The sequence below is a fragment of the Devosia sp. MC1541 genome (assembly GCF_012847305.1).
Classification (GTDB): Bacteria; Pseudomonadota; Alphaproteobacteria; order Rhizobiales; family Devosiaceae; genus Devosia.
Genome location: NZ_JABBDZ010000005.1, coordinates 108,866 through 121,264 on the forward strand (window position 1 = coordinate 108,866; position 12,399 = coordinate 121,264).

At 57.8% G+C, this 12,399-nt stretch carries 13 protein-coding genes; 10 read left to right on the forward strand and 3 right to left on the reverse strand.

The window, feature by feature from the left end:
- Positions 1 to 4 precede the first annotated feature (4 nt).
- The 3 genes from HKD40_RS07790 (at position 5) to HKD40_RS07800 (ending at position 2,806) form a co-directional block, all read left to right on the forward strand.
- A complete protein-coding gene (locus HKD40_RS07790; RefSeq protein WP_169195172.1) occupies positions 5 to 526 on the forward strand; it encodes a dihydrofolate reductase in 522 nt (173 codons plus the stop codon).
- A gap of 64 nt (positions 527 to 590) precedes the next feature.
- Complete coding sequence (gene hflK / locus HKD40_RS07795; protein ID WP_169195173.1) at positions 591 to 1,700, forward strand: FtsH protease activity modulator HflK; 1,110 nt, start codon at positions 591 to 593, stop codon at positions 1,698 to 1,700.
- A 2-nt stretch (positions 1,701 to 1,702) separates the two neighbouring features.
- Positions 1,703 to 2,806, forward strand: a complete 1,104-nt coding sequence (locus HKD40_RS07800) for a protease modulator HflC (RefSeq protein WP_169195174.1) — start codon at positions 1,703 to 1,705, stop codon at positions 2,804 to 2,806.
- A gap of 72 nt (positions 2,807 to 2,878) precedes the next feature.
- Here HKD40_RS07800 and serB read toward each other — a convergent pair whose 3' ends face one another.
- Entirely contained in the window at positions 2,879 to 3,751 is an 873-nt protein-coding gene (gene serB / locus HKD40_RS07805; RefSeq protein ID WP_169195175.1) for a phosphoserine phosphatase SerB, read from the reverse strand.
- 27 nt (positions 3,752 to 3,778) lie between these two features.
- Between serB and miaA the strand changes: the two genes are divergently transcribed.
- Positions 3,779 to 4,672: a tRNA (adenosine(37)-N6)-dimethylallyltransferase MiaA gene (miaA, locus tag HKD40_RS07810; RefSeq protein ID WP_349236461.1), complete on the forward strand. Its 894-nt coding sequence runs from the start codon at positions 3,779 to 3,781 to the stop codon at positions 4,670 to 4,672.
- Here the strand turns inward: miaA and HKD40_RS07815 are convergent.
- The gene (locus tag HKD40_RS07815) at positions 4,669 to 6,075 is read right to left on the reverse strand and encodes an MATE family efflux transporter (protein WP_248305965.1); all 1,407 of its coding nucleotides are present in this window, start codon (positions 6,073 to 6,075) and stop codon (positions 4,669 to 4,671) included. The two genes, miaA and HKD40_RS07815, sit on opposite strands and share 4 nt — an antisense overlap.
- Positions 6,076 to 6,149: 74 nt before the next feature.
- Here HKD40_RS07815 and HKD40_RS07820 point away from each other — a divergent pair, with 74 nt between their 5' ends.
- The 4 genes from HKD40_RS07820 to HKD40_RS07835 all read left to right on the forward strand — a co-directional run bounded on the left by HKD40_RS07820 (position 6,150) and on the right by HKD40_RS07835 (position 7,966).
- The gene (locus HKD40_RS07820) at positions 6,150 to 6,512 is read left to right on the forward strand and encodes a DUF423 domain-containing protein (protein ID WP_169195176.1); all 363 of its coding nucleotides are present in this window, start codon (positions 6,150 to 6,152) and stop codon (positions 6,510 to 6,512) included.
- Between the two features lie 73 nt (positions 6,513 to 6,585).
- Positions 6,586 to 6,870: a glycine zipper domain-containing protein gene (locus tag HKD40_RS07825; protein ID WP_169195177.1), complete on the forward strand. Its 285-nt coding sequence runs from the start codon at positions 6,586 to 6,588 to the stop codon at positions 6,868 to 6,870.
- A 291-nt stretch (positions 6,871 to 7,161) separates the two neighbouring features.
- On the forward strand, positions 7,162 to 7,377 hold the full coding sequence (locus tag HKD40_RS07830; RefSeq protein ID WP_169195178.1) for a cold-shock protein: 216 nt from the start codon (positions 7,162 to 7,164) through the stop codon (positions 7,375 to 7,377).
- 130 nt (positions 7,378 to 7,507) lie between these two features.
- Positions 7,508 to 7,966, forward strand: coding sequence for an NUDIX domain-containing protein (locus tag HKD40_RS07835; protein WP_169195179.1), 459 nt, complete (start codon positions 7,508 to 7,510; stop codon positions 7,964 to 7,966).
- Between the two features lie 78 nt (positions 7,967 to 8,044).
- On the opposite strand, the gene HKD40_RS07840 is transcribed toward HKD40_RS07835, so the two are convergent.
- The gene (locus HKD40_RS07840; protein ID WP_169195180.1) at positions 8,045 to 9,544 is read right to left on the reverse strand and encodes an inorganic phosphate transporter; all 1,500 of its coding nucleotides are present in this window, start codon (positions 9,542 to 9,544) and stop codon (positions 8,045 to 8,047) included.
- A gap of 370 nt (positions 9,545 to 9,914) precedes the next feature.
- Between HKD40_RS07840 and HKD40_RS07845 the strand changes: the two genes are divergently transcribed.
- Both HKD40_RS07845 and ilvN read left to right on the forward strand, forming a co-directional pair.
- Positions 9,915 to 11,684: an acetolactate synthase 3 large subunit gene (locus HKD40_RS07845; protein WP_169195271.1), complete on the forward strand. Its 1,770-nt coding sequence runs from the start codon at positions 9,915 to 9,917 to the stop codon at positions 11,682 to 11,684.
- A 23-nt stretch (positions 11,685 to 11,707) separates the two neighbouring features.
- The gene (gene ilvN / locus HKD40_RS07850) at positions 11,708 to 12,262 is read left to right on the forward strand and encodes an acetolactate synthase small subunit (RefSeq protein ID WP_169195181.1); all 555 of its coding nucleotides are present in this window, start codon (positions 11,708 to 11,710) and stop codon (positions 12,260 to 12,262) included.
- The last annotated feature ends 137 nt before the right edge of the window (positions 12,263 to 12,399 follow it).

Consider the following 12,399-nt stretch of genomic DNA (forward strand, 5'->3'; position numbering starts at 1 on the left):
TCCCATGCTGCTTGCCTTGATTGCCGCGGTGGCGCGGAACAGTGTCATTGGGTCTGACCAGACAATTCCGTGGCGCATTCCGTCCGATTTCGCGTGGTTCAAGGCAACCACTATGGGCAAGCCCATGATCATGGGGCGCAAACAGTTCGAGACTTTCCCTAAGCCCTTGCCGGGGCGCCCGCATATCGTGGTGACGCGGCAAGAAGACTATGCGGTTCCAGAGGGCGTCCATGTCCGCGCAAGCCTTGAAGCAGCCATAGAATTGGCCGCGAGCTTGGCCGGTGCGCTGGGTGTTGACGAGCTCATGGTCATCGGCGGCGGGGAGATTTACGCGCAAGCCATCTGCAAGGCGGATCGGCTCTATATCTCCCATGTCGAGCTCGAGCCGGCGGGCGATGTTGTCTTTCCTCAGGTCGACCCCGAAATCTGGCAGGTTGTGGCCGAACCACATGTTGAACCGTCGGAAAAAGACGGCGCGCCATATTCCATTAAGGTCTATGAAAAGCGCCAAGCGCTCGCGGATTGATACGCGGGTGCGCATGCCTATATAAGAACGAACAGATTTTCTCTTAGACACCGAAAGGATTGCGATGCCTTGGGAGAATAATGGTGGCGGAGGCGGCCGCAACAATGGCGGCCCTTGGGGCCAAGCGCCAGGTGGTGGCGGCAATAGCGGCGGTGGCGGCGGCGGTGGTCCGCGTCGTCCGGGCGGTAATCCCCCCAATCTCGAAGACATTCTCAATCGTGGCCGTGACCAGTTTAAAGGTAACGTTCCAGGTGGGAAGTGGCTGTTTATCGGCGGCTTCCTCGCGCTAGCAGCGTTTTGGGTGTCCAACTCTATCTACACCATCAACCCGCAAGAAGTGGGTGTTGAACTCCGCTTCGGTAAGCCGAAGCCAGAGATTTCGGGCCCGGGTCTGCACTTCATGGTGTGGCCTGTTGAATCGGTTGAACGTGCAACCACGACCGTCAATCAGACCCAGATCGGTGCAGCGACTGCATCGTCGCGCAGCAATGCGGGCGACGGTCTGATGCTTTCGGGCGACCAGAACATCGTCAATGTCCAGTTCTCCGTGTTCTGGGCGATCAACGATCCGGTCTCTTACCTGTTTAACGTTCGCGATCAGGAATCGCTGGTGCGCTACGCGTCTGAAAGCGCTATGCGTGAAGCGGTTGGTCGTCGTCCGGCTCAGGACATTTACTCTGACGACCGTGCCGGCATTCAGCAGGAAGTTCTGCGCATCACTCAGGCGACGCTGCAAAGCTACGGCCTCGGCGTGAATGTCAGCCAGGTGCTGATCGAGAATGCTGGTCCTCCAGCTGACGTTATCGATGCCTTCAATGAAGTGCAGCGTGCGCGTCAGGACGAGACACGTCTTCAGGAAGAAGCCCGTTCTTACGCCAACACCCTTCTCGGTAACGCTCGCGGTGAAGCCGCAGCGGCTCGTGAAGATGCTGCTGCGTATAAGAACCGCGTCGTTCAGGAAGCAACCGGTGAGGCGGAACGCTTCAACTCGATCTATGCTGAATACGTGAATTCGCCAGAAGTGACCCGTCAGCGTCTCTTCCTCGAAACCATGGAACAGGTTCTGGGCAGCTCCGAAAAGGTGCTGATCGAGCCAGGTGCAAATGGTTCGGGCGTTGTTCCCTATTTGCCGCTGCCAGAATTGGGCAAGCGCAACACCACTGAAGGGAACTGATCATGAACCGTCTTTATGTTCTCGGCGGTCTGGTTCTTGCCGCCCTCTACGTCGTCTTCTCCTCGCTTTACGTCGTTGACGAACGCGAGCAGGCCATTGTTATGCGCTTCGGTCAGATCACCGACGTGCGCACCGAGCCGGGCATCTACTTCAAGATCCCGACCGACTTCGTTGATACCGTTCAGATGATCGATGATCGTCTGCTGCGCTATGATATCTCGAACATGCGTGTTCAGGTGTCGGGCAACGCATTCTATCAGGTTGACGCATTCCTGACCTACCGCATCGCTGATGCGCGTTTGTTCCGTGAGCGTGCGACCGGTCAGCTTGCAGTCGCTGAAGCCCGTATCGGCGCAAGCCTCGATGCGGCTCTGCGTCAGGTTTACGGTCTGCGTGAATTCTCCGACGCTCTGTCTGATCAGCGCGCGCAGATGATGCAGGAAACCCGTGATCTGATCCGTCCGGATCTGGCAAATCTCGGCCTCGACATTGTCGACGTACGTATCCTGCGTACCGACCTCGATGCTGAAGTTTCGGCAACGACCTTTGAACGTATGCGTGCTGAACGTCTTGCCGAAGCTGCATTGCTTCGTGCTCGTGGTCAGGAACAGGCTCAGAGCCTGCGCGCTATCGCTGATCGTCAGGCGGTTGAAATCGTCGCGGCTGCAACCCGTGATGCGGAAATCCTCCGCGGTCAGGGCGACGCTGAACGGAACCGTATCTTTGCACTGGCTTATGGCCAGAACGAAGAGTTCTTCCAGTTCTACCGTTCGATGGAAGCCTATCGTACGTCGCTGGCAAACACCGGCACGACGATGGTTCTGTCGCCAGACAGCGCTTTCTTCAGCTACTTCGGTTCGGGCGGCGCGCTGCCAGAACGCGGCGAAATCACTGGTGCTCCGATCCAGCCTCTGGTTGTTCCAGAAGTTGTCGATGCACCGACTGAGCCACTCCTCGACGGCCTTGGCCTGCAGGACACCACTGTTCCAAGCATCACGCTGGAAGATGGTACGGCTTTGCAGCCAACCGTGGGTATTGAAGCTCCGGCCCCCGTTGAACCAGTGGTTCCGACTGAAGCCGAGCCTGCTGCACCAGCAGCTCAGTAAAAGCTGACTAGACATGATAAAGGCCGGCGCAGGAAACTGCGCCGGCCTTTTCTATTGGATCTTGGTGTTGGCTTAGCGGACGAGTTCTTCGTCGTCATAGCCTTGCAGATAAAGCAGGGCCGTGAGGTCGCTGTGGTCGATGCGGTAGCCTGCGGCCGCCGCTACGACCGGCTTGGCATGCAGCGCGACGCCCATGCCGGCAATGGCGATCATATCGAGGTCATTGGCACCGTCGCCCACAGCCATGGTCTGGCTCAGCGACAGACCCTTTTCTTGGGCGAGCGTTTCAAGGCGTGTACGCTTGGTGGTCTTGTCGACGATGGGCTTGCTCACTGTGCCGGTGAGGTTATCGCCGTCGAATTCGAGAACATTGGCGATGGCCTCGTCAAAGCCGATGCGCTTGCCAAAATAGTCAGCAAAGAAGGTGAAGCCGCCCGACACCAGCGAGGTGTAAGCGCCATAGGCCTTCATGGTCTGGATCAGCGTACGCCCACCCGGCATGAGGGTGATGGAGCCACGACGAACCTCGTCCATGGCAGCACGATCAAGGCCTTTGAGGAGAGCCACACGCGTGTCTAGCGCCTGTTCGAAATCAAGTTCGCCGCGCATAGCGCGTTCGGTGATTTCGGCAACCTTGTCTTTGAGGTTCAAGGCAGCGGCCAGTTCGTCGATGCATTCCTGCTGGATCATGGTGGAGTCCATGTCTGCGACAAGAAGCTGCTTGCGGCGACCATAGGTGGGCACCAAATTGACGTCCACTGCGCGCGTGCCAATGATTTCGCGCGCGAGGGCGAGAGCGTTCTCAGCTTTTGGCTCAATGATATCGCAGGCGATACCATTGTTCAGCCAGTTGAGTTCTCCGCCTATTTCCGCCACGACAGCTTGAGCAAGCTTGGTGTCGAAATCAGGATCTGCAGGGTTGGCGATCAGGGAAAGAACCGGCATGGATAAAGCGACTTTCGGGAGAACGAAATGATGGCCCAGAGGCGCGTGGTTCTGATAGCGGGTCCGACTGCCAGCGGCAAGTCGGCGCTGGCAATCGCGCGCGCCCAGACGGGTGGCGGCGTGATTATCAACGCCGATTCAATGCAGGTTTATAACACGCTTCGTGTTGTGACAGCGCGTCCATCTGTTGAAGACGAAGCGCAGGCCGAGCACCATCTCTATGGCGTTGTGCCTGTCGCTAAACGGTTCTCAACCGGCGAATATATCCGAAAAGTTAATGCGTTGATTCAAGAGGTCGATCCAGCGCGTGAGCTGATCTTTGTCGGCGGCACAGGACTTTACTTCGATGCGCTGACGAAGGGATTCGCAGACATCCCAGAAGTGCCTCAAGCCGTTATGATTTCGGTTGAAGAAGAGATTGCCGATTTTGACGAGGCTGAGCGTATGGCGCTGCTCGCGGCGGAAGATCCCATCACCGCATCTCGGCTCAAGGTTGCTGACCCTCAGCGTGTGGTTCGGGCGCTCTCGGTCAAGCGGGCAACGGGCAGGGCGCTGTCGTCTTATCAAGACGAGCCGCAGGCTGGAATTTTGGCTGACGCCGATATTGAGCGCTTTGTTATGTGGCCCGAACGCGAGGTGCTGCGCGAGCGTATCGCCCATCGCTTTGACCATATGTTCGACAATGGCGCTGTGGAGGAGGTGAAGGCGGTGTTGGCGCAAAACCTCGACCCGATGCTGCCTGCCATGAAGGCAATTGGCGTACCGGAAATTGCGGCTTGGCTGAAAGGGGAAATGGATGAGGAGGAGGCGATCCGTCTCGCCACGACTGCCACCCATCAATATGCCAAGCGGCAGCGAACGTGGTTCCGCAACCGCATGGCTGATTGGCCAAGACTGGGCCTTGGAGGAACCCCGCTTTAAGCGGGGTTCAGTGTTTTGAGCAGTCCGAGGCGTTCGCGATAGGCAAATCGCCCGACCAGCAGCACAGCCACGAAGGCGAGGCCGACAGCAAGACCGAGCCAAACGCCCAAGCCTTCCATGCCGAAGGTAAAGCCCAAGACATAGCTGGTCGGTAGCCCGATGAACCAATAGCCAAAGATGGCGATCCACATGGGCACCTTCGCGTCGCTCAGGCCGCGCAGCGAATAGGCTGCCGTAACCTGAGCGCCATCGACCAGTTGGAACAGGCCCGACACTGCGATGAAGGTCACAGCAAGATTGATCGCATGGGCGTTGGACTCGAGCGTCGGATCCAAAAACACCCCGGCAATCTGTCGACCCGCGAGCAGGAACAGGGCGCAGGAGAACACCATGAAGCCGGTTCCGAGGATGAAGGACGCCCAGCCGGCGCGCCGAATGCCTTCCTTGTCGCCGCGACCATAGGCCAAGCCGACGCGGACAGTTGCGGCATATCCCAAGCCTAGCGGCACCATGAAAGCGGTCGACGAGCATTGTAACGCGACGGCGTGCGCCGCAATCGCGTCTGTGCCGAATTGGCCAATGAGCACCGCAGCGGCGGTGAATAGCCCGACTTCCGCCAGTGTCGTCATGCCCATCGGAACACCAATGCGGAAGATTTCCTTGAGGTGCCCCCAGTCCGCCTTCCAGAAGCGCACGAGGATGTTGAAGCGCTTGAGTTTGCGGTGACGTAGCACATAGGTCAGCATCATCGCGACCATCGCCAAGTTCGCCACGAGCGAGGCAACGCCAGCGCCACGAATGCCCATTTCCGGCAAACCAAAATTGCCGAAGATGAGGCTGTATGCGATCAGCCCATTAATGAGCACGCCAAAGATGGTGATGATCAGAATGGGACGGGTTATGCCGGTCGCTGACAAAAACGAGCGCAGCACCATGATGCCGAGCGCCGGGAACAGGGAAAACGCCAGAATATTGATGTAGCTCTGGCCATGCGCGACCGTGTCGAGGTCTTGGCCCAGATGCTGATATATATTCTGAAACTGTAAGATCAGCGGCACAAGCACCGCACAAATCATGAGCGCCGCCCAGAAGCCCTGGCGCACGACACGGCGCACGGCCTTGATGTCTCGCTGCCCACGCGCTTGCGCAACAAGCGCTGATACCGCCGCGACAATCCCGGTGCCGAGCAGCATGAAAGGGGTATAAAACGTGGAGGCCAGCGTTGCCGCTGCCAGATCGGATGGGCCGAGCCAGCCGACCATGACGACGTTTGTTGTTTGCAGGGCGTTTTGAGCAAGCTGAGCAATAACCAGCGGCCAAGCGAGAGAAAAACTCTCGATAAATTCCCGCCCCCAGGCGCCACGCGAAGCACGCTCTGGCATTGGCGCGACCATCTCACTCATATTCAATACTCTCTTAGAGAGTGATCCTCTAGACCATTCGCTGGCGCTATAAAAGGGCGGCTAAGGAGTTGGACATGATTGTGTTGCATCGAGGCCTGCTTGTCGTTGCGGGTTTGCTTGGGGCAAGCGGCGTCGCTGCTGCGGCTGCATCCTCCCATATGGTGGACTCGCGCAATCTTTCTGCCATCGCGGCGGTCTTTCTATCCCATGGCCCTGCGTTGTTGGCGGTTGGCCTCTTTGGTCGGTCTCGTTCCTTCGCCTTTTCGGGGGCAATTCTGGCGCTCGGGACGCTGATTTTTGGAGCGGATTTGGCGTTGCGTGAGTTTCTCAGTGCACCACTTTTTGCAGGTGCGGCACCGATTGGCGGTGGGCTTATGATTTTGGGATGGCTTGGATTTGCCCTAAGTGGCGCGGGCCTCGCTAAATTAAATAAATAATTTGGGCGGAATTCTGGAACCATTCACGGATGTCGCGCATTTTGGACGCGGAAGTTATCGTGGAGGATATTCCATGCTTAAGATTTTGGTGGTCGCAGTTGCGGCTCTCTCGCTCACCGCATGTACTGCTAGCCAGCAGGGTGCAACCGTTGGCGGCGTCGGTGGCGCGGTCGTAGGGTCGGCAATCACCGGCGGCAGTGCAGCTGGTGCTATCGTTGGTGCTGGTATCGGCGCGATCGCCGGGGCGGCTGCTGGCGATGCTCTGCAAAGCCGTAACTATAACGGAAATCCAAATCAGTGCGTGTACCGCAACCCACGCACAGGTGTGCAGTACGTAGCGGCTTGTCCGCGCGGCTAACACCGTCTCTAGATGCCGTAGCGCCCCCTGCGGCGTACGCCCTTTTGGGCGTAAGACACCCGGTCGGCCCCCCGGCCGGGTGTCTTTCACTTACAGTGAGTTCTGCCTTGAAAATTGTTCAGTCTACGTAGATAATCGGTACTAACGTGCCACTCGACTTGCGCTAACTGAACGACCGGGCTTCCGGAAACTAGGCTACCTCCTGATCTGGTGAAAATGTACGTTCTGACAACTTGCTGTCAGGCTCACCCAACGCTGCGCGAGCAGCATCTACGACCTCGAGGTCTTGCTATGTCTACTATTACGGGCACCGTGAAGTTCTTTAACACCACTAAGGGCTACGGTTTTATTTCGCCTGAGAACGGCGAAAAAGACGCGTTTGTGCATATTTCTGCATTGCAGCGCTCGGGCCTACAGAGCCTGAACGAAGGCGACAAGGTCACCTTCGAACTCGAAACCGGCCGTGACGGCAAGGTTTCCGCAGCAAACGTTGCACTGGCACGCTAATCGAGCTTTTCGTCTCGATATAACGAATTTTGATTGGGCCCTTCGGGGCCCTTTCTGTTTGTGGTGTGGACACAAGCGGCGTAGCTGTGCCAAGGAGCGACCAACCTATTTTATCCAAAGGGTCGTGACCTTGCGCGAATTGCTTAAGCATTGGAGCCCCGCCGTCGAAACGCCAGATGCGTTGCGTCAGGCCGGAGCTCTGCCATATTCGATCATCGACGGGCGCATGGCTTTCCTGCTGATCACCTCGCGCCGCAGCGGCAAGTGGATCTTTCCAAAGGGTGCTATTGAGCCTGGCTATACTGCTTGGGACAGCGCTGCGAGCGAGGCTGCTGAAGAGGCGGGTGTTGTCGGCACAATCTCGCAGGACGTTATTGGCAGCTACCGCGCCAGCACCGGCGGGGAAGGGGCGACTTTAGTGAATGTCGATCTCTACCCACTTCTCGTCACCGAGCAGCTCGAGAGCTGGCGTGAGCAAGGGCAGCGTCTACGCCACTGGGCGACGCTGACAGAAGCCAAGCGTCTTTTGGCCGATCGCTCATTGGCGCGTCTCGCTGTGAAGTTTCACACGGCTTATCTCGTCAAGTAAGCGAACCCTTTCGAATTAGAGAAAAGGCCCGGAACCATGAGGTTCCGGGCCTTTTTGTTCGGCTAATGCTGTTGGTGGTTAGCGAATGATCAGGCTCAGCACGTAATAGAGCACGCCCGACAAAACGGCCGATGCGGGGACGGTTACGACCCAGGCCGCCGCGATCGAGTAAACATGCTGACGCCGGACCAGGAGACGCCCTTCAGACTTACGGGCATTGGCAAGTGCCTCTTCCGGGGTGGCATTGAGCTGGGATGGGTCAACGAACTTAGCGTTAACCGGAACTGCCGAGCCTTCCATATCGCGGCGCGAGAAATACTCACGCAGGAACCCGACGCCGAACACTGCACCCACAGCGATGTGCGTTGAGGAAACCGGCATGCCGAGTGCTGAAGCGACGAGTACGGTCACAGCCGCCGACAGCGCCGCACAGAATGCGCGGATTTCGTTGAGCTTGGTGATCTGCTCGCCAACAGTACGGATGAGGCGGGGGCCAAACAGCGCGAGGCCTAGTGAAATCCCGATTGCGCCAATGGCTAGGACCCAGAATGGCAAGCTGATGCCACCTGCGTCAGCCCCGCCGCTTTCGATGGCGCTCACGATAGCGGCCATAGGACCGATAGCGTTGGCAACGTCGTTTGCACCGTGGGCGAAGGAGAGCAGGGCGGCCGAGATTACCAGCGGAATGCGGAACAGGGTCGCTACATGCTTTTTGCGGTTTTCAAGGTTCATCGACTGCTTGCGCACGATTGGCATGGAAACAATCCAACCAAGTGCGGTGAACACGAAGAACAGCGTCACGACGATCGGCAGTTCAGGCTTCCAAATGCGGCTCATGCCCTTGGTCGCTAGATAAATGGCGAAGACGCCTGTCATCAGTGCGACAAGGATTGGTACCCAAACGCGCGCCGCTGAAATCTTGTCGAGGCGATTGGTGATCGTCTTCATGATCAACCACAAAAGGCCTGCTGCGCACAGCCCGCCCATGACTGGCGAAATCACCCAGCTGGTGGCGATAGCGCCAATCATGCCCCAGTTGACGACGCCAAAGCCTGCGGCAGCAATGCCGGAGCCAACGACGCCACCGACAACGGCGTGAGTGGTGGAAACTGGCGCGCCAATATAGGTCGCCAGGTTCACCCACAGCGCAGAGGCCAGCAGGGCGGACATCATCACGGTAATAAAGGTCTTCGACTCGAAGTCCGGTGCGATCAGCAGATCGCGCGCTACTGTGTTGACCACGTCGCCGCCAGCGAGCAGAGCGCCAGCCGCTTCGAAGATTGCCGCGATTACGAGAGCACCGCCCATGGTAATGGCACGGGCACCGACAGCTGGGCCCATGTTGTTGGCGACGTCATTTGCGCCAACGTTTAGCGCCATATAGCCTGCGATACAGGCCGATATGACGACGATATATGTGCCTGGCGAGCCGCCCATCGCGTAGCTGGCCCAAACTGCGGCCAGCAGAAGGAAGACCAAGGCGATGCCCGGCGCTGCGAGCGAGCGGGTTAAATTGAAGGTTGCCGTTTCCATTCCGGAAACACGCTGCAAGTCTTTGTCGAGCGCGCTTTTACTCATGTCACCAAAAGGTCATAATCTGTGTTGTGCCGCCTTTAGCACTTTGGAGGCGTCCTGCCATTAAAAAAGCCTGTGTGGCAGGCTGAGGCGATCTCAGCTGGGGATTTGCATGCGGCATTTTGGGTTGACTCAGGACTCACAATCACTTTATCAATGCGCAACGAATTTTCAGGAGAGGTCCCATGCGGGCGCTCATTCTCGTAGTGGTTAGCAGGCGCATCGGCACCGTGGGGTAAAACCCCGCGCGATTGCGGATGCGCCGAACACAAGGTCCCAAACGGGGCCTTTTTTATTGCCTTTTTTCCGCCGCGCGGGGAGAGGCGGAGAACGACGGATTTCCCTCCGGGGGAGAATTAGGAAGGGCTGAATGATGGCCGAAAAAATGACCGGCGCTGAAATGGTGATCCAAGCGCTCACCGATCAGGGCGTTGAACATATCTTCGGATATCCCGGTGGCGCTGCGCTGCCAATTTATGATGCGATGTTCCAGCAGGACTTCGTCCAGCACATTCTGGTGCGCCACGAACAGGGTGCGACCCACATGGCCGAAGGCTATGCACGTTCGACTGGCAAGCCGGGCGTTGTGCTCGTGACGTCGGGCCCGGGCGCGACCAATGCGGTGACCGGCCTCACCGACGCTCTTCTCGATTCCATTCCGCTCGTTTGCATCACCGCGCAGGTGCCAACGACCCTTATCGGGACCGACGGCTTCCAGGAATGCGATACGGTCGGCATCACCCGTTCGTGCACCAAGCACAATTACCTCGTAAAGAACGTGGCGGACCTGCCGCGCATCCTGCACGAGGCCTTCCACGTCGCCACCACTGGCCGCCCGGGTCCGGTTGTCATCGATATTCCGAAGGACATTCAGTTCGCGGTTGGCGATTACTATCGTCCAGAGCCGAGCACGCTGCGCGCCAAGTCGTACCGTCCGCAGATGGATGGCGACCTCAAGGCTATCGAAGCGGCTGTCGATATGATGCTCAAGGCTGAGCGTCCGATCTTCTACACCGGAGGCGGCATCATCAACTCGGGTCCGGAAGCCTCCGAATCCCTGCGCGAGCTGGCCGAACTCACTGGCTTCCCAGTCACCTCGACCCTGATGGGTCTGGGCGCGTTCCCGGCTTCCAACAAGCAGTGGCTCGGCATGCTGGGCATGCACGGTTCTTACGAAGCGAACTTGGCGATGCATGACTGTGACGTCATGATCAACATCGGCGCACGCTTTGACGACCGTATCACCGGCCGCGTCGATGCTTTCTCGCCAAACAGCCGCAAGATCCACGTTGATATCGATCCTGCATCGATCAACAAGATTATCCGCGTCGACATTCCAATCGTTGGCGATTGCAACCGCGTGCTGGCGGAAATGATCCGCATCTGGCGTTCCAAGACCAATCAGCCTCGCAATGAAGCAATTGCGCCGTGGTGGAGCCAGATTGAAAAGTGGCGCGCCGTTGGTTCGTTCAAATTCAAGAACTCGGACACGGTCATCAAGCCGCAATGGGCTATCCAGCGCTTGTATGAAGCGACCAAGAACCAGTCCAAGGAAGTCTACATCACCACTGAAGTGGGCCAGCACCAGATGTGGGCTGCGCAGCACTTCCACTTCGATAAGCCAAACCACTGGATGACCTCGGGTGGTCTCGGCACCATGGGTTATGGCCTGCCAGCCGCTGTTGGCGTGCAGGTTGCGCATGAAGATGCACTGGTGATCGATATCGCCGGCGAAGCGTCCGTACAGATGACCATGCAGGAAATCTCGACGGCGGTTCAGTATCGTCTGCCGATCAAGATCTTCATCCTCAACAACGAGCGCATGGGCATGGTCCGCCAGTGGCAGGATCTGCTGCACGGCTCGCGCTATGCGCATTCCTATTCGGAATCGCTGCCGGACTTCGTCAAGCTTGCTGAAGCTTATGGCGCTAAGGGTATTCGCTGCGAAAACCCAGCCGAGCTCGACGCGGCAATCGCGGAAATGCTCGACTATGACGGCCCAGTTATCTTCGACGTGATCGTCGAGAAGGACGAGAACTGCCTGCCGATGATCCCATCGGGCAAGCCGCACAATGAAATTATCCTGCCTGATACCGCTGACATCGGCGACATCATCGACGAGAAGGGACGCCAGCTGGTTTAAGCCAGCTGCGGAGAGAAACAAAAATGAACGCACATCTCCAGCCCACTGGTTCCGCCTATTTCATGGCTCCAGAAACCCAGCAGAACGAACGCCACACGCTTTCGGTTTTGGTCGACAATGAGCCCGGTATCCTCGCACGTGTCGTGAGCCTCTTCTCGGCGCGCGGCTACAATATCGAGAGCCTGACCGTCAGTGAGACCGAACACGACAGTCGACTTAGTCGCATCACTGTTGTTGTCATCGCCACGCCCAAGGTTCTGATCCAGATCAAGAGCCAGCTGGAGCGTCTCGTGCCGGTCCATAAGGTTCATGACCTTTCGGCAGAAGGCGCTTTCGTTGAGCGTGAATTGGCGCTGATCAAGGTTCGTGGTTCGGGCGATCATCGCGCTGAAACGCTGCGTCTTGCTGATGCCTTCCGTGCGCACATCATCGACTCGACCGTCGAGAGCTTTGTTTTCGAAGTCACCGGCAAGCCAGAAAAGATCGATAGCTTTATCGCTCTGATGGCGCCGCTTGGTCTCGTCGAAGTGGTCCGCACCGGTCTGGCTGCGATCAGCCGCGGCCCTGAAAGCATGTAATGCCCAATCATCCGGCGCGGTGTTCGCTCATCGCGCCGGGTGTTTTATAGTCTGCGTCTAACGGCCTAGCGCTTCAGTATTGCTCCTCGGTGAGGCAGGGCGTAAGCAGAAGCTATCTGCTGTAAGGATATCCGTCC